Consider the following 24,395-nt stretch of genomic DNA (forward strand, 5'->3'; position numbering starts at 1 on the left):
CTCGGCCAACTGTCTATCGAACTCTCAGCAGAACAGCCTCAACGTTCTTGTTGGGTTCACTCTAAGCGTACGTAAAGTACACTTTCGTGTCGTGACCCCATGAAAGACCCTATCGCCGCGACGCTCACGATTTTCCAGATGCCCGGAGGCAGTTGATCCGGGTCTGAGCCTGGCGACGACGTTCCGGCGTTCATGAATGATCTCGCCGGGAACCGCGAGACGCGCAGACATGAGCCATGCGTTTACGCATCCAGCGCGATCGCGTCGCTCGTCGTCACCCGGCCGAGGCGGGGAAAAATCTCCTCGCAGGCAAAGCGCTGCATATCTGCGGTGAATGTGGTCATGACATCTTCGGCGAGCACGATGTTGTACCCATGCTCATGAGCTGCTCTGGCGGTAGATTCCACACCCAGATTGGTGGCGATTCCGCCCAGCACAATGGTCGTGATACCACGTCGCCGTAACTGAAGATCGAGATCAGTGCCGTAGAAGGCACCCCATTGGCGTTTCGTGACGCGCAAATCGGTTGGTTCGGCAAGTCCGTCAACCAGTTCTGCCCAGTCCGGTGCGAAGCCGCCAGGCAGTGAAAAGGAGCGATCGACGACCGCATGCACGGCATCGGCGAAATCTGGCGCGAACGCGACGTTTACGAGAATAACGGGGGCGCCGGCGGCCCGGAAGCGCTCTGCGAGTTCTTTCGATCGCTCAACAATCGCCGCACCCGGTGTCGGAGCCAGGGGAAGCCCCGTAATGCCCTTCTGGAGATCGATCAAAATGAGGGCCGTCCTGGTGGCTGGAAGCGAAATCATGGCAAGACCTTCCTATCGGCAATCGAACCGCCATCCCGAGCCATTGCCCGGAACATGCGGAAACGTTAAGAAGTTGAGTGGACACTCAAACAGGAGTATTATTTGAGTATGGGCTCAAGTTCGTCAAGGGGTAAACGGACGTCTCTTCAGCCGATGCGCGCGGCCGGGCGTCAGCGTGTCGAGGAATTACTGGAGGCCGCGTCCGACCTCATGGCGGAACGAGGGTACGAGGCGACAACCATGGCGGAGATCGCCGCGCGCGCCGGGGCGAAGATCGGCTCGCTCTATCGTTTCTTTCCGAACAAGGAAGCAGTGGCGGACGCTCTGGTGCAACGGCATATTGCCGTTCTGGAAGACGAATACGCGGCACTCGCCAAACGTGCCGCCACGCTGTCCCCGGACGCTCTGGCGGATGTTCTGATCGAACTGCTTGTCACGCTTCATCCTCGCGTGAAATCCCTGTCCGCGCTGATGGAGGCCCGGACGGACAGGATGGAGATCCGTGATCGTGCACGAGGACATGCCATAGTCGGAATTGCGGCAGCGTTGCGTGTCTGTGCGCCAGGACTGGATGAGGCGCTGGCGAAAGACATCGCGGCGGTGGTTCTGAACACTATGAAAGTGTTGCGCGGCATGCTGGCGAAGGACGCCCCCACGACGCCTGGCGCACCTGACGAGCTCCGGCGGATGCACCGTCTTTATCTTACGGACCGGCTGATGCCGTTTCGGCACGCTTCAAACAGCATAACAGGCGCGGAGCCATAATTTCGCAGATTGGTGCAACACTCGCCCCACGACCCAAGAGCCTTGGCGCTGTCCCGGAGAGCGAGATGCTGTGGGAGCTTGCGCCTTCTTTTTGGACATTTAGCTCGGAAAACCCACCTTCTGATATCCGCCATCGGTCTTCAGAAATATTACCCGTCTGTTGATCGGGTTAATTCCTCCCAGTCTGCGATCTCTCTTTCCAGACGAGTGAGACGTTCACGAACCAGTTGTAGAGCATCGCTGCCCAGCAGCAGTTGCGGTGGCGGCGGGTCCGACGCAATGAGTCGGAGCACTGCAGCGGCGAGTTTCACTGGATCGCCCAATTGTTTGCCGTCCTTCTCGTGTCGTGCAGTCCGGATCGGATCGAACAGAGCATCGTAGTCGGTAATTGAGCGCTCAGTCCTGACCATTGAACGCCCTGCCCAGTCGGTGCGGAATGATCCAGGGCACAGAGCCGTGACATGAACGCCGAAAGGCGCCATTTCCGCGCGCATGACGTCAGAAATGCCCTGCAAAGCGAATTTGCTACCACAGTAAGACGCCAGGCCCGGCATCGTGATCAGACCACCCATTGATGTCACGTTCACAATAAACCCGCGACGGCGTTCACGAAAGCGCGGCAGGAAGGCTTTGGCGACAGCAACAGCTCCGAAGACATTGACGTCGAACTGGCGGCGCATTTCTTCGAGAGGAGATTCCTCCAGAACCCCTTCATGCCCATAACCGGCATTGTTGATGAGTACGTCAACCGGACCATGGTCTTGCTCTGCCTGTGCGACGATGGCGGGGATACGGTCGAAGTCAGTGACGTCACACAGGACCGCGCGAACATCCGGCAGTCGCTCCAGTAAGGACGCTCTTGCGGTTTGCGATCGGACTGTACCAATCACCCGATAACCTGCCTCAAGGGCAGCCTGGGCAATCGCCAACCCAAATCCCGAATTGGCACCCGTGATAAAGAAGGTTTTCTGTGGCATGGCTCTTCTCGACTGGATTTCGTTCATGCCTTGACCAATAATAGCGTATTATCCAGATCTATACTGCGATTTCTCTAATATCTTTGCCTGATTCTATGAATTATCAATCAGATACCTCTTCGCTCCTCGCATTGGCTTCGGAACTCGCACCGCGATCTGGCTACAACGCCACGTCTCTGCCGAATGTCCGTATCCTGCGTTCCGAGACCATCCTTGACGATGTGCCGGTCCTTTATCGCCCTGGTGCGGTTTTCGTCCTGCAGGGGTTAAAGCAGGGTTTCCTTAATGGCGAGATCTACCGATATGATGCCGAACACTATCTTGCCGTTTCGGTCCCTGTGCCTTTCCGGATGGCTTCGCAGGCTAGCCCTGCTCATCCTCTGCTCGCCATTTACTTCGATTTCGACCTGCATCTTGCTGCTGAAATAGCAACGACACTGAAGGGACAAGCCGGTCAGGACGAAAGAATGCAGGCGCGAAGTCTGATCTCAAGTCGAATGGCACCCGCCCTGACGGATGCACTTCAACGCCTGCTTCATGCTCTCCATCATCCCCAGGAACTCACTATTCTCGGCCTAGGGCTATTGCGTGAATTGCATTATCGCATCCTGGTCGGTCCTCAGGGCGGATCGCTGATGGCAGCCTTGCGTCGCAGTGACACAACAGACAGGATCGTGCAGAGCCTGGCGCTGATCCGTGAGCGTTACAAGGAAGGGCTATCTGTTCCGGAACTTGCTGTAACAGCCGGTATGAGCATTCCGTCATATCACGTCGGCTTTAAGCGCCTCACCGGGAATACCCCGATTCAATATCTCAAGGCGTTGCGGCTGCACGAAGCCCGGCTGATGATCGCACGACGTCAGGGAACACTTGCCGCTATCGCCGCCGAAGTCGGCTATGCCAGTCCCGCCCAGTTCAGTCGGGATTTCAAACGCCATTTTCATCGCACTCCAAGTGAGGAGGCCAAATGGATGCGAGAACACCTGGGAGAACTAACACAAGTTTGACGCGCAAATCTAGCGACCGGCAATGGCTGATTGCTTAGCAGACCGGCGGTAACCGCCTCATCTCGGTCGTTTGGACCACAAGGTTGTTTGCCAAATAGCGGACATCAGCGCTTCAAAGCCTCGTTGCAGAGATTGTCTGGATCTCACTGATTGCACCTATTGAATGATCCCAAGACACAGACAGGCAACCCATGGACGTTATGGTGAAAATTTCAGCAATACGGAATTGTGATCGGATCATATGACAAGCACGTTCCTTATATCCCTTACATACTGCCCCATAGTATGAAAAGGATACTCAAGGGTAGTATATTCGGGAGTAAGCGTTCGTGCCGCACACACCGGCTGAGAAAAAGCGCGTTCTGACCCGCGTGCGCCGTATTCGCGGGCAACTTGATGCGCTGGAACAGGCTTTGGAGAAGGGAACTGATTGCGGTCCGGTGCTGCAACAGGTGGCGGCTATCCGGGGAGCGATCAACGGATTAATGGCCGGTGTTCTCGAAAGCCACCTGCGGGAAGAATTTGTTGAGTGTGCCGGTGATCGTGATGCTGCCAGTGGTTCGATCGAGAATGTGGTGTCACTCGTTCGATCCTATCTCCGGTAATGCCCTCGATGCTGGCTGATAGGTTATTTGGAGAAAAAATCATGAAATCACGGGCCGCAGTTGCTTTCGAGGCGGGTAAGCCCCTTGAGATTGTCGAGATCGATGTAGCGCCTCCTCGTGCTGGTGAGGTGCTCGTGCAGATCACGCATACGGGTGTGTGCCACACTGATGCGTTTACCCTGTCAGGGGATGATCCCGAGGGACTGTTCCCAGCCGTTTTGGGTCACGAAGGCGCGGGAATTGTCATCGAGGTCGGAGAAGGGGTCACCAGCGTTGCCCCCGGCGACCATGTCATTCCGCTTTACACGGCGGAATGCGGTGAATGTCTGTTCTGTAAGTCGGGAAAAACCAATCTCTGCATTTCAGTGCGCGCCACACAGGGTAAAGGCGTGATGCCGGATGGCACGACACGCTTCTCCTACAAAGGTCAGCCGATCCATCATTACATGGGGTGTTCGACGTTCAGCGAATACACGGTTGTCGCCGAGGTTTCTCTGGCAAAAATCAATCCCGCATCCAATCCAGAGCATGTCTGTCTGTTGGGATGTGGCGTCACCACAGGGATTGGTGCGGTACACAACACGGCCAAGGTGCAGCCGGGAGATACGGTTGCCGTCTTCGGTCTGGGCGGGATCGGTCTCGCGGTCATTCAGGGAGCGCGACAGGCAAAGGCTGGCCGGATTTTCGCTATTGATACCAACCCGGAAAAGTTTGAACTTGCCAAAGCATTCGGCGCCACGGAATTCCTCAACCCCAAGGATTATGACAAACCGATTCAGCAGGTTCTTGTGGAAATGACCGGCTGGGGTATTGATCATACATTTGAATGTATCGGAAACGTCAACGTCATGCGCGCGGCGTTAGAAGCCGCGCATCGTGGGTGGGGGCAGTCGATCGTCATCGGGGTGGCAGGGGCCGGTCAGGAAATTTCGACCCGTCCCTTCCAGCTTGTGACGGGGCGTTCGTGGCGCGGCTCGGCTTTCGGTGGGGTCAAGGGACGCAGCCAGCTTCCCGGCATGGTCGAAGATGCCATGCGTGGCGATATCGAACTTGCGCCTTTCGTAACCCACACCATGCCGCTCGAAGACATCAATACGGCCTTCGATCTGATGCATGAAGGAAAATCCATCCGTTCCGTCATTCATTTCTAAGGTCTGCGTCTCACCGCGCAACATCATTTCCAATGGTTGGAAATTACAGGAGAACGATCATGGCAGTTATTTCCGGTGACGGTGTTTTCTCTCATGTTTTTCTTGGGGCAGTGGATACTGCGGTATCCGCGAAATTCTATGACGCCGCGCTTGCGGCTCTGGGCATAAAAAACCTGGGGCCGTTCGGGCATGGGTGGATTCTGTATGGCCGCGAAAAGCCAGCCTTCATCATTGCACGTCCAGGCAACGGTGAAGCGCCCTCAAGCAACGGTGTCACCATCGGTTTTGCAGCAGCGACACCCGCCGAAGTGGAGGCTTTTCATGCCGCAGGTCTTGCCAATGGGGGAGCCGATGAAGGCGCACCCGGTCCGCGAAGCCACTTACCGGGCGCTTACGCTGCCTATCTCCGGGATCCGGCAGGGAACAAGATCTGCACTTATACCTTCACGGACGGTAACTGACATGCGCAAAAGGCAGTGAGAGCCATGGAACGCAAGGAAACACACGCCTCTTTTGGGGGCGTGCAGGAAGTCTGGCGACACAAGTCCGTGTCGTTGGGTGTGGAAGCAAACTTCGCGATCTACCTGCCGCCGCAGGCAAAAACTGAAAAGGTTCCCGTTCTTTACTGGCTCTCCGGTCTGACATGTACGGAGCAGAATTTCATTGGCAAGGCTGGCGCGCAACGCGTGGCCGCAGAACTGGGCATCGCCATTGTCGCGTCGGATACCAGTCCACGGGGCGTGGGTGTGGCTGATGACGATGCGTACGATCTTGGACAGGGTGCCGGATTTTACCTCAATGCGACGCAGGAGCCGTGGGCTGTGCATTATCGGATGTATGATTACGTCGTCACGGAACTTCCTGCGCTGATTGAGGCGAGCTTTCCGGTTACGCAGCAGCGAGGCATTGCGGGACATTCGATGGGTGGATTTGGCGCCATCATGATCGCGCTGCGTAATCCTGGCCGCTATCGTTCTGTGTCAGCCTTTTCACCCATTGTGGCACCAACGCAGGTACCATGGGGTGAAAAAGCATTCAGTGCTTATCTGGGGCCGGATCGTGCCAGTTGGGCAGCCTATGACCCGCTTGAACTTGTGCGGACAGCGAAGGAAAGACTGCCTGTTCTGATAGATCAGGGTCTGGCGGACCAGTTTCTGAAAGAACAGCTCAGGCCAGAACTGTTCCAGGAAGCCGCACAGAATGCAGGGCAGGAACTCATCCTGAATCTTCGTCCTGATTACGATCACAGCTATTATTTTGTAGCCAGTTTTATTGCAGATCATCTCAGACATTTCGTGAGTAAACTACGATGAATAGATTGTCTGTCTTTTGGGATCCGGAATTTTCTGGCTTTGAGTGGAGATGAAATCTGTTAGGGGCATCTTTCAAACTGTGAAATCAGCTGGCAGCTTGCCGTGTGGGCTTGAGCGTACCGTCGAAGAGCATGGACCTTTCGACGCGCCGGAGCATCGTAGGATATCTCAGATGTCATGGCGGAAAGGCGTTTTGAACTTCGATAACGAAACTCCGCAGTTTTGGGGTCATAGCAGGGCCGGCATTGTAAAGCAGATGCATCGGGCGACCAGGAACTCTCCACTGGGATAGAATGCGGACAAGGCGGCCAGAATCAAGTTCGGGCTTCAAGGCCTGTTCAGAACCCAATACTATGCCCTCTCCTGACAAGGTGAGGGCCAATAGAAAGCCCCAGTCGTTGGACGTCACAGTGCCAGAAACCATGACAGATCGTGTGCAGGTCTTTCGTATAAAGTGCCATGCTGTTCGTACAGAATTTGCAGAGTTTTCGTAGACAAGACACTGATGCCGGGCGAGTTCCTCAGGACTGTCCGGAGCGCCAAATTTTTCGAGATAGGCAGGCGCTGCGCAGACCGTGAGGGAATATGAGGCCAGAGGGCGACTGACGACCGTAAGATCGGGATCTGGCTCGCCAATACGAATGACAGCTTCATGGCCATCCAGCGTCGGATGAACCAGTTGATCCGTAAGGGATACTTGTAATCGTACCTTCGGGAATTTCTTCCGAAAATTATGTAGAAACATGGGGAACATGGTCCGCCCGAAGGTAACTGGTACGCTGACAGCAAGTGTACCACGTGGTTCGCCCAGCGTGTTGGCGGCAAGATTATCAGCACGCTCGACAGCCTTCAGGACGAGATGACATTGCTCGCAGTAAAGACTCCCTATTTCTGTGAGGCTCTGACGACGTGTCGTCCGATGGAGCAGGCGCGTGCCAAGATGACGCTCCAGAGCCTCTATATGTTTGGCCACCATCTGCGGCGATAAGGTCAGACGCTGAGCGGCCGCGGCAAAAGACCCCAGTTCCACAACCTTGATGAAAACCTTCATACTGGTCAAACGATCAAGCATTCATCATCCTCAGTTGTGACTGACATCTTCTATCGACAATTTATCTCTTAAAAAAGAGGAATATGTTGAGCCTGCTGATTGATCGGCAAGCATCTTCTCCGATGGAGCTCTTTAGAATGCCTATTTATCTTGTGCGAATGGATCATCCGGACGGCGACGGGTGGGGGCAGCATGTCGTGGCGCATGTGCTGTATCTCAAGCGCCTCATTCAGGAAGGTAGTCTTCTGGCTTCTGGTCCGCTGAAAGGCACCCCATTGCGGTCAGGTTTTCTGATCATGAAAGGTGCCAATCGGCAGGAGATTGAAGCGATGGTGGCTCGGGATCCGTTCTCGCCGGAAGGTTTGATCTGTGATCTTCGAATTGAAGAGTGGGATCCGCTGTTCGGTTGCCTGTCCAACCTATCGACCGGCAAACCGCCCGTGGAACTGCAATCTCTATTCCCATCCGAAGAACACTCATGATCTATGAAATGATTCGCTTTCGGACGGATGTTTTGGGAGTGCCAGCCCTCTCCCGTCTCCTGAAAGCACGGTTCTCGGATACCCTGAATCCTGTTGCGGGAAGCCTCACAGGGGTATGGCGAACGGAGATCGGTGAACTTGGAACGCTACTCCTGCTGCGTTCCTTTTCCTGTCAGGATGCCTTGCTTAAGGCGCGGCACAGAACACTGGAGTCCAGAACGCCCTTCGGTATCAAGATGAACGACGTTTTAATAGAAGCTGAGGCGTTTGAAGGCTTTCCGTTTCTTAAACCCCCGGAGTTTGGTGAATGTGGTGGACTCTATGAAATCCGAACTTACAGTTTAAAAGCTGGAGGGTTGGAACCGACCCTGAAAGCGTGGCAGAGTGCTCTGAAGCCTGCACAAGCCTATACCCGCCACCTGATCACCAACATGTTCGCGCTGGATGGTGCGTCACGCATCTGCCATATCTGGGCCTTCGACAGCTTTGAACAACGCAATATTCTGCGTCAGCAACATTACGTGGACGGACTTTGGCCGCCAAAAGGAGGGCCTGAGCAAATTATTCATGCCCAGTCCTGCCTTTGCTTACCGGAAACTTTCTCGCCATTACGGTGACGACGAAAAGCTCACAAATGTTCCCATGAATGACTGCTTTGCCAGCCTTGTCGCTTGATAACCGACATTCTGTTACCCCCCCTTACCCGACCAGGAGACGTACTCGCTCGCGGACAGCTTCAAGCTCGCCCCCCGCAACCTTGCCTTTCTTTTTGGCGCGGCGGGCACGCCAATCGAGGCTTCTGACCTGATCAGACAGCACGACGCTCGCAGGCTGCCCTTGAAGGGGCACTTCGAACGGGTAGCTTTTGATGCGCGTGGTCGTCGGGCAGCAGACGATCATGCCTGACTTTGCGTTGTACGAAGCAGGCGATAGCACCACGGCAGGCCGGTGCCCCGCCTGTTCACGACCTGCCTGAGGATCAAACTCGAGCCACACGATGTCCCCACAGTCTGGTACCCATTCCGGCATCACCAGACCTCACCGCCGACTGAAGGCCCAAAGCCCATCTCACCGTGGCGGTTTTCGTCCGTGATCGCCGCCGTCAGGCTTTCCAGAGAAAGGCTTTCCCGACGAAGAGGCTGGATGATAATCCGCCCATCTTCCTCTCGAACGTCAACGGATTGATCGATCTGAAGCTGGACAGCTTCGAGAATGCTCGTTGGCAGACGAATGGCGGCGCTATTGCCCCATTTGCGTACAGTTCCGTGCATGAGGTTATCTCCACGTGTCTACAGCGTAGATACCATGGATCTGTCCGATCCGCAATCCGAAGCGCTTACGATATCCGGTTTGTCCTTATTTTTCCCGAGAGCCGACAGCCCCCGGTACGGTCATTTTTTCCACCCATGCAGACCGCCCCATGCTTCATTGAGGATCGCGCCCGTAACCACGCGATCCGAAACCGTAGCCACCAGATCCGGATGATCCAGCAGGACAGCATAGAGTTCCTGCATATCATCCAGAACGACATCCGGGATCTGTACGACCATCGCCCGGACGGTTCCCAGAACCCTGTCGTTCAGGGGCTTCTGCTCCTCTCTAAACCGCAGGTAGGCGTCGTGCGTCCCGATAGTTTCCGCCTGACGCTCTACCCGCACCAGAGGCTTTAACACATCGACAAACGCCGTTACGGTTTCGGGGTCAGAAATCATGTCCGTTTCTCCTTATGGTCAGTGCAATGGATGGTAGCCGCTATATTTCACGCCCTGCCGACCGCGTCGGACGCCGATCGCGTTCACGCACCTGTTCTTCCCTGCGCTGTTTTTCCGCCTGCTCCTGCTGACGCCGCTTTTCCCCGACAACACGTTCCAGCTTCTCGGCCACATCCTGCGTCTGAAATGCCATGCGTCTCAATGTGCGATCTATATCGTCCCATTTTTCCTGCGGCACCGCAGTAACCTCCCGGGCCGCCATACGGGACCTGAACCCTGCCCCCGGTGTCTTTCCCTGCTGCCGGGCCGCCTCGTTATCATGGCTCTGGCGTATCCAGCGCGTTGTGTTCTCTTCATACCGGAGCCGGACCTTTTCCAGGTCAATCGCCAGGGACTTGTACTCATGCCGCCCCATGTCGCCCGCAATCCGGTCCAACAGGTTCTCCAGTGTCACAGGGGTCGCGTCCCCCAGCGGACGGGAAAATGATTCCGCTTCCCGGACCGGCGCTTCAGCCACCCGTGTCCAGCACGTATGGACATGCCTGCTCTCGGCCACATAAGCGGTAAACCCGGTGACGGACGAACTGCCGCGCGGCATGGCGTTGATATGCTCGTCAGATGTGATGCCCTGCGCGGAATCAATCGTCATTGCGTGACCCGGACCCAGCCTGATCCGCCCGGTCTCCCTGTCCGCAAGCCGTTCCCATGGCACCATGCCGGTCACACCCCGGGTGTTTTTCAGGACAATGCCTTTATCATTCCAACCCTCCACATCCACGAAATCGCCGTTGGAACCAAGGTCACGCCAGCGCCAGCCCCTGCCATCGGCCCGGGTCACCTGACATTGCATCCGCGAGAACAGCCTGACACGGTCGCCCTTCGAGATGGGCAGGTCATATATCTCGCCACGCTGATCGATGGCCGCACGTATGATTTCCTCTTTCCCGATCTCGTTACGGGCGCGCAGCCGTTCACGCACGGCCAGACTCAGCGCCAGAACATCCTCGTTCGTCGGCGCTGACATGGTTATGCCGCGCTTCGATCCGCTGGCGCGCAGCATATCCCGCCGCCTGAGATAGAAATCGGCCAGCTCGGCCACAACCTGGGCATGATCGCCGCCGACAAGGCTGAATGTCCCATCGCGACGCTTCATGTCGATCGCCTCTCGGGCGCGTGCGGTGTCTTTCGCCTTCTGCTCCTCCTCGCTCACTTCAAGCTGCCTGCCAGGACTGCGGAACAGACCGGCAATTTCGCGGGCACGGGCAGATTTCTGACGAATGGTGCTGAGAAGTTCCGGCCGGGCTTCGGGTGGCAGCACACGTTCAAGAATCTCCACGCTGTCACCCGCCTCGATCGCCTGCGCCTGCTGGCGGTCCCCCAGCAGGCGGACCGAAAAGCCGACTTCCTTCTGCAGGCGCAGGATTTCAAGGAGCTGGCGCGGCGCGATCTGGCTCACCTCGTCCAGCACCAGAACGGTGTCCCGACTGACGTCCAGCGTGCCCTTCGCGATCCCGTCAAGCAGTGGCGTAAGAGCGAGCGTCCGGGCAATACCAGCGTCCTTGAGCGCATCCGCCTGCCGCCATGCAATGGCGGCCCCTATCAGGTTCCGGCCATCCTCCTTCCATGCGGAAACCAGCGGCCTGAGAAGGGTGGTCTTGCCTGATCCCGCAACACCGGTCAGGAACCCGAGCCCGCCTGCGCGTCCCAGCGCATAAATGGCTGCAAGCTGGGCTCGGCCATGATCGGGATCACGGTCAAAGTCCAGCCCCGATCCGGCAATGGCGCGGGTAATCGCCTCATCTGACAGGGCACCTTCACGCGTCCGGGACGCAAGGCCCGCCAGATCACCCATTTCCGTCTCGATCGCGACCTGCCTCAACGTTGCGATCCGCACCTTCCGGTCCTGTTCACGGATGACGAACCCCACCCGCTCGCCGTCGATTTCAATACCCCGGCTTTCAATCATGTCAGCCACATGATCGACATCCCGCCGACCGTTTATGCCGGTTGCGATCAGTGCGTGCGCCGCATGCATGCGAAAGACATCCCGGTCCAGAACGGCCGCTGTCCTGAACTCATCGGCAATCAGCCGGGCAGCGATTTCGTAAGCCTTCTCGTACCGCTCGGGATCAGGAAGTTCCTGACCGACATCGCCCGTCAGGACAGTGCTATGCTTCCATCCGAGTTCAGCCGCCTGTTCGCGCCAGATTTCCCGGTCATTGGTGCCGGTATATTTCTTCGAACGGTAGGCAAGGTTCGCCTGGTGCAGCACCCTGAACTTCTGTTCGGCCGACATGGTGTTCCAGTCGCCGCCCTGCCGCTTCACGAATGCCTTTGCCTGCGCTTCTGCCTGATGGCTACGTTTCGAGAAGGCGTCACAGACGGATCTCGGAATGCTCTCGATCACAATGGCCTTGCCCCGTTCATCAGGGCGGACCCTGACGCCAAGCCCACGGAGCTGCTGCGCCAGCTCCGCCTGAAAATAGGCGCCAAACAGATGGGACGTGACCTTTGTAATCCGGGCGGTATCAAGGGAACCCAGATGCCCGCTTTCCGTGGCAACGGCATTGAAGACCGGGTTATGGATATGCGCCTGTGGATCGCCCGGAATGGGAATCTCCACGGATGCCGTGGCGCCGCCCGCACCGTCCTGAATGTGCATCGCCGGCCGGGCGGCATAATGCCGGAAAGATACCCACGCGACCTCGCCTTCCTCGGTCCAGCCTTCACCCCCCTTTCCCCTGCGTGCGACACCAATCTCCTTGCCGATAAACGCCATGGCACGGTCATTGGCCTGCTGGATGGCGTGCCAGATCAGGGCCTGTTCGGCCTTCGTGGCGGCAAACTCTGCGGCCAGCGTTACCGACTTGTCGGGAGACGCCGTAAAATCCACGCCTGATATCGTCCGGTTCGCGTGCGCACCGGGCCATTCCTTACCGTCGGATGCGCGCTTGCACTCGAACAGGCGCGCCAGCGCCGCATCGCTCGGCGGAGCCGTCACGTCTATTCCCAGCGCGTCGGCGATCCGACCACCGAGACCCGGTCCCCAGGCACCCTGCCCGTCACGCCCCGTATAGTAGCTGTTCAGGCGATCACCACTCTCCACGTCTCGAGCCGGATCACGGTCGGTCCGCACGTCCGTACCGGGTTCGGGCATGTGTTCACGCAGATAGGCGACGATCAGCCTGCCTGCGCCATCTGCAGAGAGTTTGCGGTATGTCATCATCGTGCGTCGCCCGATGCTGAAGTCGGGGACGGCACGAGGGTCTCAAGCGTCGCCTGAACACTGAGCAGCACGTCCGTCTGGGTAACAACAGCAGCAGCCAGGGCTTCAAGAGCGTCACTTACCCTGTTGGTGTCGTCACCCTCGGAAGGACTTACCAGCCGAAGGATCTCCTTCACCCCCTGCCCCGTGCTTTCGGTCTGGGTGCTGATCTGCAGAAGCAGCCGGATCAATGTCGGGTCAACGACGGGCTGCTGGTTACCGGTATCCGTCATGTTCACTCCACTCCCTGGGAAATGGAAGTCACTATCGCCCCGCCGTTTGTGGGTGCGGTCGCGAGCGCTCCATCCCCGGCCCATGGGGAACAGGCGGGTGCTTGCTGGCGCAGCCTGCAGGCCATGACCAGACTGCGGCGACCGGAAAATCACAGGGGCGGGCATGACTACACCCGGATGCCATCCGGTCTTCCTGTTGCCCCCGCAGGGGGGCACCCGGAACGGGTGCATTTGTATATGGACTTAAGAATTTTCTGTAGTCCTTGTGTAGTCTTCATGTAGTCGTGGCGTAGCCGAACCGTCGTCTTGTTGTAATCGTGACGTGGTCGTGATATGCCTCTGGCAGCGCCACAGGGCGGACTCCAGTGGGGTTGGGAGAGTGAGATGTCTGCGGGAACCATCGGCATTGAAGGGGCACTGACGGCGCTTGATGAAGCGCGCGGCACGCTGTCGCTGCGGGCGTGGATGGAACGGCACCGCGCGGAAGTCCTGCGTCATTGCGATGGTCGCCGCATTGACTGGGTGGCCCTGTGTCGCTGGTTCACCGAGGTCGGGCTGGTGAATGCGCGGGGACTGGCTCCGACCGTAAAATGCGCCAAGATGATATGGTACCGCGTGGGCAAATGGATGGCGGCCCGTAATGAGCAGGCCAGTGTTCGTGCTGAAGAAGCAGCGCAGGCCGCCATCAAAAAAGCGGCGGAATTGCAGGCACTCCGGGAAAAAATGGCAGAAGCCGACAAGGGGGTGGCGGAACGCCAGCTTGAAGCCCGGCGCGCCCGTGCCACATCGGTATTATTCCCCGACGATCCGCTGCCGCCCCAGCCCACTGCGCCAAACACGCCCGCAAGAGTTTCCCAGTCCGACGCTCCAGTCGATCAGGATGCAGCACTCCAGTCGCGGCTCGGGCAGGTAAAGCCGACAGTGATGATGCTCAAGCAGGCTCCCCGATACGGCAAGGATAAGGAAATCCCACTGCCGCCGCCCTATGTTGGGCCGCGTCCCCCGGGAATGCCCGATAATCTACCGCTTGAAGCACTAATGCCCCTTGATGCGTCGGGATTGCTGCCTAATGGCGGCTTCGATCTGGAACAGCTTCCGGGCCTGCCACGCCGCTCATTTTTTGAGACCAAAGAAGCGTGGTACCGCAATGTCTTTTCAATGCTGGACGCTATCCCGCGCCAGAACAGATCGGTTCCGGAAAAGCTGCTTTATACAGTCTGCGCCAGTGTCGGCAGACGCGCCCAATAGACAGCAACTGCTCGCACCCACAAACGCCCGGGGCACATTGGGAATCGGCAATAACGCCATTCTCAAGTGTACCCGGATAGGTCATGAGCAAAGACACGACACAAGTTACAAAAAAAGCATCGGTTCCCCTGATCGTGAAAGCAGGAAGAGGGAATCTCGGCGGCTCGACATTCCTTACAGCCATCTGCGAAATCGCAGCCAGCGCATCGCGCAACTTTCTTATGGCAGATGGCGACATGCGGAACCCTGGCATATCCGCGTCGCCGCTTTACGCGCGCTATGGCCTGCCCCGTCCAGATTCAGAAGACGAACACGAAATTTCAGAATGGTTTTCCATGGTCTTCAGTGCAGCCACGGAGAAACGGCTTCCTCTGGTACTCGATATCGGCGGCGGGGACAGAACAATGGAGCAGTGGGCTGCCGAGGTTGATCTGGTCGCTTTTGCGGAGAGCGCCGGTCTCGAAGTCTGTGGCCTGTTCTTTTGCGGTGGAGACGCAGATGATCTCGCCTACATCACACGGCTGTGGGAGACAGGAAAATTCCGCCCGACGAAAGGTGCAGTGGTTTTTAATGCAATGACCGTTCCCTCGGGACATGCTGGTAGCGATATTCTACAAAGTCGCACCGCAGACCCGTCATTGAAGCCCCTGTTCACGGCAGGCATTGAAACGCTGGAATTTCCGAAACTTGGCTGCATGGGCGCGGTCAAGGAAACCGGTCTGAGCTATCACGATGCGGCGGCCGGTAAGATCGGCAGTGGCGGCAAGCCGATAGATCCCGTCAAACGGTTCATGGTGACACGCTGGCTCAACACCATCCGGCAGAATATTGAAGTGGCGGGCCTTCAGGAAATGTTGCCATGAGCAATGATGAGAAGGCGGACGCCCTCCATCAGACCCTTGAACGGATGGAAATCGCGGCGCGCCGCGAAGGCATAGAGCCGGGATCGGCGTTGTGGGAATGGTTTGGTCTCCTGCGTCGCCTTGCCGAACTGCAATGGGCCGGGAACGTCCATGCCTCGGCCTCCATGGAGCGCGCACTGCAAAATGCGCGCGAACAGCTGCACGAGATCCAGACGACCAGTGCCGAAACGTTCGCACATGTGCAGAAACAGGTCGGGAGCGAAATCACGAAACTCAACGCCACGACCGAAGCGGCGCATGCGCGCATCGCGCAATATGAGGCGATAGCCGAAAAGCAGCAGACGATAACGATCAGTCGGATGGTTGACGCCATCGTCAAAGACCTGCGGACACAGGTATTCCACAGGATACGCGAGCAGCTACCAACGCAGGAGGTGAAGTTTTACCGTGAAGCACGATGGCACGCCTATACGCGGCTTGTCATGGGCGGGGTCATTCTGGTGGTTCTCGGCTCGGCCCTGACGATGGCTGCGACGTGGCCACAGTTCAGGCGGGGCGGATACTGCACCAGCCACACCTACATCAACCCGAATACCAGCCGGGCGTGGTGCGATCTGGATGACGACACGCCCCGCTCCTGACTGGCGCTTCCGGGTCCGGCGAAAGCGCTGCTTTGCCGGGTTCGGGCGCGGGTGGCAGGATGGGCACCCGGCTTTTTGTGTCCATCGTGCCACCGGCCCATACCGGGCGGCGTCAGAAGGGCACTTCGTCGGCAAGGTTATTACCATCCATGGGCGCATCCCATCCGCCCGCGGCTGCTCCAACGGTGCGCGCACCACCCTGCGGTAGCTGGCGGGTGGGCGCGTCGTACCCTCTGCCCATATCCTCGCCGCCCCGATTGCTGTCGAGAAGAACCAGCTCGCCCCGGAAGCGATCGACCACCACTTCGGTCGTATAGCGGTCCTGTCCGCTCTGGTCGGTCCATTTGCGTGTCTGGAGCGAGCCTTCCAGATAGACCTTGCGGCCCTTGCGCAGGAAACGCTCGGCCACGTCGGCGATCCGGTCGTTGAAAATGACAACCCGGTGCCATTCCGTCCTCTCGCGCCGCTCGCCCGATGCGCGGTCATTCCATGTATCGCTTGTCGCCAGTGTCAGCGAGACGATCTTCGCCCCGCTCTGGCTGTTCCGTATTTCCGGGTCCTTGCCCAGATTGCCCACGAGAATGACCTTGTTGACGCTGCCAGCCATGTGTCTGCTCCATTACCAATTTTGAGAGAAAAGGCGGTTCCGGCCCGTGGAACCGTTTCAGGCGGCTTCCAACGCGATCCGTTCCGACCGGGCGTAATGCTCTGCCCGCTCATTGAGCCGGGATGCGATCTCCTCTGGCGATCCATTCCGGCCGTCCCAGTCCCCGAGCAGTTCCCACCCGGCATACAGGGCGATATACCGGCATCTTTCCGGGTCGGCGGCATAATTGGCCAGCAGATACCGCGTGCCGTCGGGCACCACCATCCCATCGCAGGCAAGACCGTCGAACAGACGCTCAACCCCGTTTTGCGGCTGTGTTGCATCCTGATAACGCCACCCATGGCGCTCGACCAGGGCGGCAAGCGTCTGATCCGAATAATGCGCGTCCTGAAGTTCCACGGCACACTCGACTGTAGCTAAACCACCTTCACCACACTGCCGATTGTGTTTCCTGGCTCTGCCTTGCGCGTTGTGAGGACCATGGCCTATAATTTCGTTTACGTCGGACATGAAATTACTCTTCATTTCTGGCGCAGTCCCGGCGTGGTGTGGGTAGCACCTGCCGGGGCGCTTGAGCCGGAAGGGCCAATCCCTCCCGACAAGAAAAACTTAGTACGAATACCAAAGTATAACAAGACAGAAGCCGTAGAAAACCGCCAATAACGTCCATTTTTATTTGTTATATCCGTGTATTTATTACTTGAAATCAAATAAATACCAGTCGTTTTACTAGATCATATCCTGCCGGGGTGCGGGGCGGCGAGCACCCGTGACGGTGACGGGAGTGGAGGGGATGGAGGCGTTTTTCTGAGCCACATCCTGCCCCTGGGCAAGACGGTGGCACGGACAGGGAGTCAGGACCGAAGCGGCCTGAGCAAGCCGGTCGGCCTGCGCCTGACGCGGGGCAACGCCCTGCGGCAGGCGCGGGGCGGCAAAGGTGCCGCGAGGGTCGCGAAGCCGCGCAGCGGGGCCGAAGGCCGTCTTGGCGCCCTGGCCGGGACACTGTCACACTGAAGCTGGATGCGCGGCCGTAATCCCCGCAACGGGCCACCCTGATATGCCGCAGGCGTGTCAGGGTGGTTGAGGAGGCGTCCCGCTCCCCGTGCCGTTTTTCGACTTCATGCCAATCGTGGACAAGGATGTGGGGGAGCATTAGCGCGAACGCGGACAGACCCCGCAGGGGGCTGGACTTCTCCTGGCGGCGCAGCCGTCTGGAGAAGCTTGGCGACCGAACCCGAAGGGCCACCCATGGCTTTTTTCCTGTCCGTCATTTTCAACGCGCGATGCCCATGGCGCACCACACCGGACCCACAATGGGTCTGTCTAAAAAACAATCCTGTAAGGGAACCCCTTCCCACCGATGAACGACGCGGTCCCCGGCGGACCGATCAGACAAAGAGCAGAGGAGCCAGCGACGGATGCGGGTAGAGCAGATACGGGGACAGGCGGACCAGATTGAGGACACGCATCAGGGGCACCCCACGGAGGCGGCGACGGGCAGCCTTCCGGACTGGCCGAAGCCAGCGCCGCGCACGGCGCGGCGTCTTGTGCTGCGTTTCCGGGAGGACGTTCCTGTTGCGGGACGGATTGAAATGACATGGGCGGGTTGGCGTTACAGCGCGGCACGCGAGGAATGGAGCGTGGTTGTGACAGCGGGGACCGATGACCTACGCCATGCGGAGTGGGCGCGGTTCAAGGCAGCATGGAATGGTCGGGCACCGGAACCGCCCGCCCCACCGGCCTGCCCCTGTGAGTGAATGGCGACGTATTTTTATTCCCCTGTTGCCTGCCCGGTGTCGTCCGCGCGGTCAGGTCCGAAGCATCCTGAACAAGCCCGACGGTCATGCGTATGGGGCGAGGCCGCGCCTTGCGCCATACGCATGACCGTCGGAGCGCGGAGAGGGTTGCGCAGCCGCGCCAGCGGGGCCGAAGGCCGACTTGACGGCGCGAACGGCGCTACCCACGCTGGACCATGGCGTACGCGCTGCACAAATAAGAAAGGCGACCCGTGGGGCCGCCTCTGCATGGTATATCGTTTAAAGGGATTTGCGTAGTCGGGCCAGCCGGTTCGCAATGGGACCAATTACGGCGGCAAACAGGCAGGTCAGCGCCAGAAACGGCACTACAATGCCAATCATGTTAATGGTAAAATTATCCATGGTTGCCGTCCTCAGCCCCATCGGAAGATGAAACTTAAACCGGAGAAGTCAGAGCGACTGCCGCCATTTGGCAAGCCTGTTTGCAATCGGCCCCAGTGCCAGCCCGAAAACCAGCGTAAAGATGGCGAAAGGCACCACGATGCCGAACGTATTGAGCGTAAAACTATCCATTGTTGTCCCCTTTCGGTGAGACAGCATCATCCCCGGAATCATATGGGATATAGGCCAGAAGAGTCAAAGAAATGCCCTCAAAAATGAGGGAAAGGAGGCAGGACAGCAGCACATGGGTCGGGTTTAACGCGGTGTAATCCGTAATCATGGGGGTAAGGAACCCCACGCCCACCGCCCCAAGGGCCAGCGTCTGGAAAGCCCCCGCAAGAGCCTTTAGCCTGTCTTCCCTGTGCTTTGGCGTCTGGGGCGGGGGAAGGATTGCCCGCAGGATACGGCGGGCGGTGGGGTGGGTATCTGGCATTTTGTGTCCATTTTGGCACGGAAGGGGTGCCGGGCCGTCTGGCCCGGCTGACTGGATCAGAAGCCCAGCGCGTCATTCCTGAGCGCTGCCGCCTGTTCCGAGACGCTGCGGGCGTTGCTGGCCACGTAGGGCTGCCACGCCTGCCCCATCAGTTCTTCATATGCGGCGCATGCCCCGGCGGCGATGCAGGCAAGGGCGTAGGATTTTCCGGCATGCTGCGCTGCGATTTCACGCAGGTCATCCACCCGGTTTGCGCCGCCATCAATGCCCATGCGATCTTCGTCGCGGTGTTCGTTGGTAAAGGCGTTGACGGCATCCCGCGCGATCTGGCGACGCTTTTCGTAGAACTCGGCCGCGCCATAGGCGGACCGGACGACGCCATCAACCACGCGGTCAAGGTGGATTTTGAGGCCCTGATAATTCGGCTCCCCGCGATACATGGTGACAAGGATCGGTTCCAGCGCGGCGTACTGGTCGCGGATCATGGTGCTTCCCAGCCCGGTCAGCTCGTCGGCATCCCCCGCCTCGATGCCAAAGGAGGTGACGATCTTCGCCATCTGGTCGTCATTGGGCGCGAGGTCCAGAATGGCTGCCAGTGAAGGGGCCGCATAACCCTTTGCACGGGCGCGGGTTTCGTTCGCACGGCGGGCCTCGGCGGGAGAAGCCTTGCCAGCGGTGGCGTTGTGGGCGATGGTGGTTGCAACGTCGGACATGAAATTACTCTTCATTTCTGGCGCAGTCCCGGCGTGGTGTTCGTAGCACCTGCCGGGGCGCTTGAGCCGGAAGGGCCAATCCCTCCCGACAAGAAAAACTTAGTACGAATGCCCAAGCATAGCAATAGAAAAACCGCAGAAAACGGCTAATAACGGTCATTTTTATTTGTTATTTTCGGATATTTTTTACTTGAAAACAAATAAATAAATGTCGTTTTACTAGACCATATCCTGCCGGGGTGCGGGGCGGCGAGCGCCCGTGACGGTGACGGTAGTGGAGGGGATGGAGGCGTTTTTGTGAGCCACATCCTGCCCCCGGGCAAGACGGTGGCACGGACAGGGAGTCAGGACCGAAGCGGCCTGAGCAAGCCGGTCGTCCCGCGCCTGCCGCAGGGCGTTGCCCCGCGTCAGGCGCGGGACGGCAAAGGCGCCGCGAGGGTCGCGAAGCCGCGAAGCGGGGCCGAAGGCCGTCTTGGCGCCCTGGCCGGGACACTGTCACACTGAAGCTGGATGCGCGGCCGTAATCCCCGCAACGGGCCACCCTGACACGCCGCAGGCGTGTCAGGGTGGTTGAGGAGGCGTCCCGCTCCCCGTGCCGTTTTTCGACATCATGCCAATCGTGGACAAGGATGTGGGGGAGCATTAGCGCGAACGCGGACAGACCCCGCAGGGGGCTGGACTTCTCCTGGCGGCGCAGCCGTCTGGAGAAGCTTGGCGACCGAACCCGAAGGGCCACCCGTAATTTACTGCTTTTCCGATCGGACGAGAGGCTGCCCTTGTGACGCATAGCCAGTCAGGAACGGATCATCGCCCACGCAGTCCATATGCCGAGCGATACGCTGACGATGCGGCCGCGTGTCTCGACAGACGGCGCCATGTACTTTTGAGAAAATGGGGCTTAGTATGAGGCAACTTCCCCCCTGTTTTCCGGAGCGCGCAATGTCGGCCCCTTCCCCCAACCGTCGCCCCATTTTCTGTGCGCTCTACCGAGTTCTTGGGGCGCTGTGGCGCGGCGTGGCGGCGTATTTTGCATGCCTTGTTGTACTGTTCGGGATCTGTGGGGTCGTGGCGGATTTCATGATAAGGGGCATGGCCATGCGGGCGGACGCGTTGCTACCCCTTATGTACTGGCTTCAGGGACACTCTGGCGCGGCCCTGTTCGAGGCGGCTGAAAGCCGTCTCATCAGCCTCGACACGACCGTACACGCGCTGGCGTTGGGCACGGCTTTTGCGGTGACCACCCACCAGTTCCTGCGGCACGATCAGGCCGCCAGCAACCTTTGCGGTGGCACGCGTGGCTCTGATCCGACATCTTCGCCCACGCCTGCAAGTCCGAGCAGGTAATCAACGGCTGCGCAGGCATGGCGCGCCGCGTTGAATATCGCGTGGTGGTCTTCCCGCAGCACGGACAGCCAGTGCTGCACATAAGCAGCATGGCGCAGGACAGGAGGCACGCCCATCACGGCAGAAAGCTGGGCCGCGGCGATCTCGGCCACCAGTTCCTCACGCATATAGGCTGTATCTCCGAACCGGCTCCCGAACTCGCGGTCCAGCCGATGGCTGGCTCCGGCCCAGTGTGTCAGTTCGTGCGCCTGCACGGTGAACATGTCATGCGCAGAGGCAAACGCCTCTGGTGGCGGGAGCTGGATGTAATCGCCAGACCGCGAATAATATGTCTCACTGCCGCCGTAGCGCACATCGGCACCGGTCGCCGCGACGAACCGGTCCAGATCACCGATCCTTGCGATCCCGGACACGTCAGGGATCTGTTCCCCCTGCCGTATCTGATCGGGTAGCCCGTCAATCTGGTCTACGTTAAACACCACAAAGCGCTTGAGGAACGGCACCCGACGCGGGTCTTCCCCGGTCTCGACGCTTTTTGCGATTTCATCACGCGGTGTGTAAGTGGCTGCATAGACGACCATGGTACCCCGCTCTCCGCGACGGACCTGTCCACCGGCTTCGGATGCCTGCCGGTATGTCAGCCACCGGGATGTGGCGTATCCGTGCCCTGCGGCGGACATCCAGAGCAGCAGCAGGTTGATGCCCGAATACCGTCGGCCGGACGTGGCGTTGACGGGCAGACCATCCTGTCCGACACCCGCTTTCCATGGGCACACCCACGGGATCACGCCACCTTCAACCTCCCGAATGATCCGTTCCGTCACTTCGGTGTAGATAGTCTGCCTGTTTCCAGCAGTTTTTCGGGATGTCTGCACCATTTTCCGTCTTCCTTCTGATGCGCTGCCGCCACGGGGCGACCGATGCGTAGATGGAAGGAGGCGTCACAGGCGATCATGGCATGCGCAGCACCGCAGCAAAGCGAAGGACCCGGCACCGCCGGGTTGCGAGGATCGACGACGCCTCCAGACAGGCGCGTCGGTCGCCCCGTGGCGGCGTATTCAGCCGTGCCTTTCGCCTTTTTGTTCCCGTTGACGGTTATCGTAACTGGCAGGTCAGGCGCTGCAGTAGTTGCATTTTTACGTCTTCTTGGGGGGATACGGAAGGTCGGCTACGGGATGAAACGATGTAGAGTTTGCCATTTACGCTGAGGCATTGGAGTGATTAAAATATAAAAAGTTATCTCAAAAGGAGCACAAGATGATTTCTGATGAATTTAATTTATCTAATTACATGTATCTATCGAAAATATCTCGATACAGAGAAATATATGAAAGATCCGTTAAACCTGTGGAAGCTCAGCTTACTGAAGTTGAACGAGAAATAGATGCGTATAATTTAAGGGTAAAATGTGGACATAGAGAAACGCCTTTAACTTCAGGCGAAGCATCAAGTATAATTCTGTTTCCCGAAGAAGAAAAACTACATCATCATAAAGGTGCGTGCATTGACGTTATAGAGAATATAAATAAAAATACTATTGTAAACATATATCACTTTTGGGAGAGGTATTGGTTCGATATAATAATAGGAAAGGAACTTTCAGGAGACAAAGAGAGAAAAATTAAGTACAGTGACTTTCAGAATTATAATTCACTTAAAAAAATAATATCCAAACATTATGAAATCGACGAGAAGATTGAAAAAATAAAGAACATCGCAAACTCGCTCAAACATGGAAACAGACGCAATATAAGAGCTTTGCTAAAAGCTTACCCAGATCTATTTGAAAGAAAAGATGACTTTTTCATATCTTGCTTTGGAGCGGATGCAATATCCATTAAGCGAGCAGACATTGAGGAGGCTTTTGAAATTTTATCTAATTCTGGTCCGCAAAAGCCACTAACTTCATAAGAACCATTGCGCCAAACGGGCAGCCTTAAGGTTTAAGAGAGCGCCGCCGAAAGACCGCTATGCAGGTGGGAGTAGAAGGGCTGGCTAGCGCTGATATCGGGCTAGGTTTCGTGGACAAAGGGTATCCACTGGAGGACTGACACGAGATTGACAAAGCCGAGGTAAGATTCCTTGGTTTTGTCGTATCGGGTTGCGATGCGCCGCCAGTTCTTGAGCTTGTTGAACAGACGCTCGACGAGGTTGCGCCAGCGGTATTTTTCGCGGTCGTGCGCGATAGGATCGCGCCGGTTGCTCTTGGCGGGGATGACCGCTTCGACGTCGGCTTTCGTCAGTTCCTCACGGATGGCGTCGGCGTCATAGCCCTTGTCGGCCAGCAGCGCCTCAATCTTGTCTGCGATCATGCGGAACAGCGGACCGAAGCCCTGGATGTCGTGGGTCTGCCCTGGTGTCAGGACAAATCCGAGCGGGCGGCCTTTGGCATCGCATCGGGCGTGGAGTTTGGTGCTGAAGCCACCGCGCGATCGGCCAAGCGCCTCGGTCTCCTGATCCCCTTTTTTATGCCGACGGCACAATGATGTGCCCGGACCACGGTGCTGTCGATCATGTCGGCGGTGGCGTCGCGCTCCACCATTTCAGCCCGCGTTTCCAGCATCGCGTCGAACACGCCAGTTGTAACCCAGCGCCGATAGCGGCGGAACACGCTGTTCCACTTGCCGTATTCGTCTGTAAGCATCCGGCGGGAGACGCGGGCGTATTCAGGCGGCGATGGTATTGTGGACCTGCTGGTGGGCTTTCCAGTGCCAGGGCAGGAGTTCATGGAGGCGTGGATTGGGGATGTCATTGATCCGTGCCAGGACATCAGCGAGCCATGCATGGGGATCGACATCGTTCAGGCGCGCGGTGACGATCAGGGAATACATGGCGGCGGCGCGCTCTCCGCCACGATCGGACCCGGCGAACAACCAGGCTGTTGATTTTCACTGAGAACTGACCCGGGTTTTTCATCAGGAATTGACCCAGCCAGCTGCTATTTCAGGCGTAGTCGGGCGGGCGGTCAAGAAGAGGAT

At 58.0% G+C, this 24,395-nt stretch carries 31 protein-coding genes and 1 pseudogene; 15 read left to right on the top strand and 17 right to left on the bottom strand.

Annotation, left to right across the window (positions count from 1 at the left end; genetic code table 11):
* Positions 1–242: 242 nt before the first annotated feature.
* A complete protein-coding gene (locus CFR79_RS13545; RefSeq protein WP_110548239.1) occupies positions 243–809 on the bottom strand; it encodes a hydrolase in 567 nt (188 codons plus the stop codon).
* A gap of 108 nt (positions 810–917) precedes the next feature.
* Between CFR79_RS13545 and CFR79_RS13550 the strand changes: the two genes are divergently transcribed.
* Complete coding sequence (locus tag CFR79_RS13550; protein WP_110548240.1) at positions 918–1,574, top strand: TetR/AcrR family transcriptional regulator; 657 nt, start codon at positions 918–920, stop codon at positions 1,572–1,574.
* A gap of 149 nt (positions 1,575–1,723) precedes the next feature.
* Here CFR79_RS13550 and CFR79_RS13555 read toward each other — a convergent pair whose 3' ends face one another.
* Complete coding sequence (locus CFR79_RS13555; RefSeq protein WP_258373614.1) at positions 1,724–2,578, bottom strand: oxidoreductase; 855 nt, start codon at positions 2,576–2,578, stop codon at positions 1,724–1,726.
* Positions 2,579–2,646: 68 nt separating this feature from the next.
* Here CFR79_RS13555 and CFR79_RS13560 point away from each other — a divergent pair, with 68 nt between their 5' ends.
* The 5 genes from CFR79_RS13560 to fghA all read left to right on the top strand — a co-directional run bounded on the left by CFR79_RS13560 (position 2,647) and on the right by fghA (position 6,627).
* Positions 2,647–3,558 (top strand): AraC family transcriptional regulator, encoded by a 912-nt coding sequence (locus CFR79_RS13560; protein WP_094755960.1) that lies wholly within the window; start codon positions 2,647–2,649, stop codon positions 3,556–3,558.
* A gap of 329 nt (positions 3,559–3,887) precedes the next feature.
* Positions 3,888–4,163, top strand: coding sequence for a formaldehyde-responsive transcriptional repressor FrmR (frmR, locus tag CFR79_RS13565; RefSeq protein WP_025829448.1), 276 nt, complete (start codon positions 3,888–3,890; stop codon positions 4,161–4,163).
* 41 nt (positions 4,164–4,204) lie between these two features.
* On the top strand, positions 4,205–5,314 hold the full coding sequence (locus CFR79_RS13570; protein WP_039733241.1) for an S-(hydroxymethyl)glutathione dehydrogenase/class III alcohol dehydrogenase: 1,110 nt from the start codon (positions 4,205–4,207) through the stop codon (positions 5,312–5,314).
* A 59-nt stretch (positions 5,315–5,373) separates the two neighbouring features.
* Positions 5,374–5,775, top strand: a complete 402-nt coding sequence (locus tag CFR79_RS13575; RefSeq protein WP_039733238.1) for a VOC family protein — start codon at positions 5,374–5,376, stop codon at positions 5,773–5,775.
* 24 nt (positions 5,776–5,799) lie between these two features.
* The gene (gene fghA, locus CFR79_RS13580) at positions 5,800–6,627 is read left to right on the top strand and encodes an S-formylglutathione hydrolase (RefSeq protein ID WP_110548242.1); all 828 of its coding nucleotides are present in this window, start codon (positions 5,800–5,802) and stop codon (positions 6,625–6,627) included.
* Between the two features lie 175 nt (positions 6,628–6,802).
* Here fghA and CFR79_RS13585 read toward each other — a convergent pair whose 3' ends face one another.
* Positions 6,803–7,699, bottom strand: coding sequence for a LysR family transcriptional regulator (locus tag CFR79_RS13585; RefSeq protein ID WP_082084838.1), 897 nt, complete (start codon positions 7,697–7,699; stop codon positions 6,803–6,805).
* 101 nt (positions 7,700–7,800) lie between these two features.
* Here CFR79_RS13585 and CFR79_RS13590 point away from each other — a divergent pair, with 101 nt between their 5' ends.
* Together CFR79_RS13590 and CFR79_RS13595 are read left to right on the top strand one after the other, a co-directional pair.
* Positions 7,801–8,160, top strand: coding sequence for a YciI family protein (locus CFR79_RS13590; RefSeq protein WP_039733242.1), 360 nt, complete (start codon positions 7,801–7,803; stop codon positions 8,158–8,160).
* Complete coding sequence (locus CFR79_RS13595) at positions 8,157–8,777, top strand: NIPSNAP family protein (protein ID WP_039733240.1); 621 nt, start codon at positions 8,157–8,159, stop codon at positions 8,775–8,777. The genes CFR79_RS13590 and CFR79_RS13595 overlap by 4 nt, the downstream gene beginning before the upstream one ends.
* Before the next feature lie 82 nt (positions 8,778–8,859).
* On the opposite strand, the gene mazF is transcribed toward CFR79_RS13595, so the two are convergent.
* The 5 genes from mazF to CFR79_RS15720 form a co-directional block, all read right to left on the bottom strand.
* Complete coding sequence (mazF, locus tag CFR79_RS13600; protein WP_110548243.1) at positions 8,860–9,189, bottom strand: endoribonuclease MazF; 330 nt, start codon at positions 9,187–9,189, stop codon at positions 8,860–8,862.
* Entirely contained in the window at positions 9,189–9,431 is a 243-nt protein-coding gene (locus CFR79_RS13605; protein ID WP_110548244.1) for an AbrB/MazE/SpoVT family DNA-binding domain-containing protein, read from the bottom strand. The genes mazF and CFR79_RS13605 overlap by 1 nt, the downstream gene beginning before the upstream one ends.
* Before the next feature lie 120 nt (positions 9,432–9,551).
* Entirely contained in the window at positions 9,552–9,872 is a 321-nt protein-coding gene (locus tag CFR79_RS13610) for a hypothetical protein (RefSeq protein ID WP_110548245.1), read from the bottom strand.
* 40 nt (positions 9,873–9,912) lie between these two features.
* Positions 9,913–13,098, bottom strand: coding sequence for a MobF family relaxase (gene mobF, locus CFR79_RS13615; protein WP_110548246.1), 3,186 nt, complete (start codon positions 13,096–13,098; stop codon positions 9,913–9,915).
* Positions 13,095–13,370 (bottom strand): hypothetical protein, encoded by a 276-nt coding sequence (locus tag CFR79_RS15720; RefSeq protein WP_146220142.1) that lies wholly within the window; start codon positions 13,368–13,370, stop codon positions 13,095–13,097. Before CFR79_RS15720 ends, mobF begins: the two co-directional genes overlap by 4 nt.
* Positions 13,371–13,754: 384 nt before the next feature.
* Between CFR79_RS15720 and CFR79_RS13625 the strand changes: the two genes are divergently transcribed.
* The 3 genes from CFR79_RS13625 to CFR79_RS13635 all read left to right on the top strand — a co-directional run bounded on the left by CFR79_RS13625 (position 13,755) and on the right by CFR79_RS13635 (position 16,122).
* On the top strand, positions 13,755–14,618 hold the full coding sequence (locus tag CFR79_RS13625) for a hypothetical protein (protein ID WP_110548248.1): 864 nt from the start codon (positions 13,755–13,757) through the stop codon (positions 14,616–14,618).
* 83 nt (positions 14,619–14,701) lie between these two features.
* Positions 14,702–15,481, top strand: coding sequence for a hypothetical protein (locus tag CFR79_RS13630; RefSeq protein ID WP_110548249.1), 780 nt, complete (start codon positions 14,702–14,704; stop codon positions 15,479–15,481).
* Positions 15,478–16,122, top strand: a complete 645-nt coding sequence (locus tag CFR79_RS13635; RefSeq protein ID WP_110548250.1) for a hypothetical protein — start codon at positions 15,478–15,480, stop codon at positions 16,120–16,122. Before CFR79_RS13630 ends, CFR79_RS13635 begins: the two co-directional genes overlap by 4 nt.
* A 112-nt stretch (positions 16,123–16,234) precedes the next feature.
* On the opposite strand, the gene ssb is transcribed toward CFR79_RS13635, so the two are convergent.
* Positions 16,235–16,729, bottom strand: coding sequence for a single-stranded DNA-binding protein (gene ssb / locus CFR79_RS13640; protein WP_110548251.1), 495 nt, complete (start codon positions 16,727–16,729; stop codon positions 16,235–16,237).
* Between the two features lie 57 nt (positions 16,730–16,786).
* On the bottom strand, positions 16,787–17,128 hold the full coding sequence (locus CFR79_RS13645) for a hypothetical protein (protein WP_102325989.1): 342 nt from the start codon (positions 17,126–17,128) through the stop codon (positions 16,787–16,789).
* Positions 17,129–17,566: 438 nt separating this feature from the next.
* Here CFR79_RS13645 and CFR79_RS15965 point away from each other — a divergent pair, with 438 nt between their 5' ends.
* Positions 17,567–17,743: a hypothetical protein gene (locus tag CFR79_RS15965; RefSeq protein WP_162900563.1), complete on the top strand. Its 177-nt coding sequence runs from the start codon at positions 17,567–17,569 to the stop codon at positions 17,741–17,743.
* A gap of 404 nt (positions 17,744–18,147) precedes the next feature.
* Positions 18,148–18,486 carry a hypothetical protein gene (locus CFR79_RS13650; RefSeq protein ID WP_102326229.1) on the top strand — a complete coding sequence of 113 codons (339 nt, stop codon included), beginning with the start codon at positions 18,148–18,150 and terminating at the stop codon, positions 18,484–18,486.
* Positions 18,487–18,765: 279 nt separating this feature from the next.
* Here the strand turns inward: CFR79_RS13650 and CFR79_RS16235 are convergent, their stop codons facing one another.
* Genes CFR79_RS16235 through CFR79_RS13660 form a run of 4 tightly spaced genes read right to left on the bottom strand, consistent with a single transcriptional unit; the run spans position 18,766 to position 20,073 of the window.
* The gene (locus CFR79_RS16235; RefSeq protein ID WP_257997705.1) at positions 18,766–18,888 is read right to left on the bottom strand and encodes a hypothetical protein; all 123 of its coding nucleotides are present in this window, start codon (positions 18,886–18,888) and stop codon (positions 18,766–18,768) included.
* Positions 18,889–18,936: 48 nt separating this feature from the next.
* Entirely contained in the window at positions 18,937–19,059 is a 123-nt protein-coding gene (locus tag CFR79_RS16240; RefSeq protein WP_257997704.1) for a hypothetical protein, read from the bottom strand.
* Complete coding sequence (locus CFR79_RS13655; RefSeq protein ID WP_102326227.1) at positions 19,052–19,360, bottom strand: hypothetical protein; 309 nt, start codon at positions 19,358–19,360, stop codon at positions 19,052–19,054. Before CFR79_RS13655 ends, CFR79_RS16240 begins: the two co-directional genes overlap by 8 nt.
* A gap of 56 nt (positions 19,361–19,416) precedes the next feature.
* Positions 19,417–20,073 (bottom strand): hypothetical protein, encoded by a 657-nt coding sequence (locus CFR79_RS13660; protein WP_102326225.1) that lies wholly within the window; start codon positions 20,071–20,073, stop codon positions 19,417–19,419.
* A gap of 939 nt (positions 20,074–21,012) precedes the next feature.
* Here CFR79_RS13660 and CFR79_RS15725 point away from each other — a divergent pair.
* Positions 21,013–21,417, top strand: coding sequence for a hypothetical protein (locus CFR79_RS15725; RefSeq protein ID WP_132306992.1), 405 nt, complete (start codon positions 21,013–21,015; stop codon positions 21,415–21,417).
* Here the strand turns inward: CFR79_RS15725 and CFR79_RS13665 are convergent.
* On the bottom strand, positions 21,336–22,295 hold the full coding sequence (locus CFR79_RS13665) for an ArdC family protein (RefSeq protein WP_102326222.1): 960 nt from the start codon (positions 22,293–22,295) through the stop codon (positions 21,336–21,338). The two genes, CFR79_RS15725 and CFR79_RS13665, sit on opposite strands and share 82 nt — an antisense overlap.
* Positions 22,296–22,674: 379 nt before the next feature.
* Between CFR79_RS13665 and CFR79_RS16245 the strand changes: the two genes are divergently transcribed.
* On the top strand, positions 22,675–23,328 hold the full coding sequence (locus CFR79_RS16245; protein WP_243705441.1) for a hypothetical protein: 654 nt from the start codon (positions 22,675–22,677) through the stop codon (positions 23,326–23,328).
* A 101-nt stretch (positions 23,329–23,429) separates the two neighbouring features.
* On the opposite strand, the gene CFR79_RS13675 is transcribed toward CFR79_RS16245, so the two are convergent.
* Positions 23,430–23,900, bottom strand: a complete 471-nt coding sequence (locus tag CFR79_RS13675) for an IS5 family transposase (protein WP_110548252.1) — start codon at positions 23,898–23,900, stop codon at positions 23,430–23,432.
* A 183-nt stretch (positions 23,901–24,083) separates the two neighbouring features.
* Positions 24,084–24,296: pseudogene (locus CFR79_RS13685) on the bottom strand (transposase domain-containing protein); the annotation flags it as partial.
* Between the last annotated feature and the right edge of the window lie 99 nt (positions 24,297–24,395).

Source organism: Komagataeibacter saccharivorans (assembly GCF_003207825.1).
Lineage (GTDB): Bacteria > Pseudomonadota > Alphaproteobacteria > Acetobacterales > Acetobacteraceae > Komagataeibacter > Komagataeibacter saccharivorans.

Bases quoted from the DNA above. Each gene is read 5' to 3' on its own strand.
- CFR79_RS16245 (WP_243705441.1), top strand. From the start codon at position 22,675: ATGATTTCTGATGAATTTAATTTATCTAATTACATGTATCTATCGAAA.
- ssb (WP_110548251.1), bottom strand. From the start codon at position 16,729: ATGGCTGGCAGCGTCAACAAGGTCATTCTCGTGGGCAATCTGGGCAAG.
- CFR79_RS13665 (WP_102326222.1), bottom strand. From the start codon at position 22,295: ATGGTGCAGACATCCCGAAAAACTGCTGGAAACAGGCAGACTATCTAC.
- CFR79_RS13625 (WP_110548248.1), top strand. From the start codon at position 13,755: ATGTCTGCGGGAACCATCGGCATTGAAGGGGCACTGACGGCGCTTGAT.
- CFR79_RS16240 (WP_257997704.1), bottom strand. From the start codon at position 19,059: ATGGATAGTTTTACGCTCAATACGTTCGGCATCGTGGTGCCTTTCGCC.
- CFR79_RS15725 (WP_132306992.1), top strand. From the start codon at position 21,013: ATGTCGGCCCCTTCCCCCAACCGTCGCCCCATTTTCTGTGCGCTCTAC.
- CFR79_RS13605 (WP_110548244.1), bottom strand. From the start codon at position 9,431: ATGCACGGAACTGTACGCAAATGGGGCAATAGCGCCGCCATTCGTCTG.
- CFR79_RS13650 (WP_102326229.1), top strand. From the start codon at position 18,148: ATGCGGGTAGAGCAGATACGGGGACAGGCGGACCAGATTGAGGACACG.
- fghA (WP_110548242.1), top strand. From the start codon at position 5,800: ATGGAACGCAAGGAAACACACGCCTCTTTTGGGGGCGTGCAGGAAGTC.
- mobF (WP_110548246.1), bottom strand. From the start codon at position 13,098: ATGATGACATACCGCAAACTCTCTGCAGATGGCGCAGGCAGGCTGATC.
- CFR79_RS13560 (WP_094755960.1), top strand. From the start codon at position 2,647: ATGAATTATCAATCAGATACCTCTTCGCTCCTCGCATTGGCTTCGGAA.
- CFR79_RS13550 (WP_110548240.1), top strand. From the start codon at position 918: ATGGGCTCAAGTTCGTCAAGGGGTAAACGGACGTCTCTTCAGCCGATG.
- CFR79_RS13660 (WP_102326225.1), bottom strand. From the start codon at position 20,073: ATGTCCGACGTTGCAACCACCATCGCCCACAACGCCACCGCTGGCAAG.
- CFR79_RS13630 (WP_110548249.1), top strand. From the start codon at position 14,702: ATGAGCAAAGACACGACACAAGTTACAAAAAAAGCATCGGTTCCCCTG.
- mazF (WP_110548243.1), bottom strand. From the start codon at position 9,189: ATGCCGGAATGGGTACCAGACTGTGGGGACATCGTGTGGCTCGAGTTT.
- CFR79_RS13655 (WP_102326227.1), bottom strand. From the start codon at position 19,360: ATGCCAGATACCCACCCCACCGCCCGCCGTATCCTGCGGGCAATCCTT.
- CFR79_RS16235 (WP_257997705.1), bottom strand. From the start codon at position 18,888: ATGGATAATTTTACCATTAACATGATTGGCATTGTAGTGCCGTTTCTG.
- CFR79_RS13635 (WP_110548250.1), top strand. From the start codon at position 15,478: ATGAGCAATGATGAGAAGGCGGACGCCCTCCATCAGACCCTTGAACGG.
- CFR79_RS13545 (WP_110548239.1), bottom strand. From the start codon at position 809: ATGATTTCGCTTCCAGCCACCAGGACGGCCCTCATTTTGATCGATCTC.
- CFR79_RS13610 (WP_110548245.1), bottom strand. From the start codon at position 9,872: ATGATTTCTGACCCCGAAACCGTAACGGCGTTTGTCGATGTGTTAAAG.
- CFR79_RS13555 (WP_258373614.1), bottom strand. From the start codon at position 2,578: ATGAACGAAATCCAGTCGAGAAGAGCCATGCCACAGAAAACCTTCTTT.
- CFR79_RS13575 (WP_039733238.1), top strand. From the start codon at position 5,374: ATGGCAGTTATTTCCGGTGACGGTGTTTTCTCTCATGTTTTTCTTGGG.
- CFR79_RS13590 (WP_039733242.1), top strand. From the start codon at position 7,801: ATGGAGCTCTTTAGAATGCCTATTTATCTTGTGCGAATGGATCATCCG.
- CFR79_RS13570 (WP_039733241.1), top strand. From the start codon at position 4,205: ATGAAATCACGGGCCGCAGTTGCTTTCGAGGCGGGTAAGCCCCTTGAG.
- CFR79_RS15720 (WP_146220142.1), bottom strand. From the start codon at position 13,370: ATGACGGATACCGGTAACCAGCAGCCCGTCGTTGACCCGACATTGATC.
- CFR79_RS13585 (WP_082084838.1), bottom strand. From the start codon at position 7,699: ATGCTTGATCGTTTGACCAGTATGAAGGTTTTCATCAAGGTTGTGGAA.
- CFR79_RS13595 (WP_039733240.1), top strand. From the start codon at position 8,157: ATGATCTATGAAATGATTCGCTTTCGGACGGATGTTTTGGGAGTGCCA.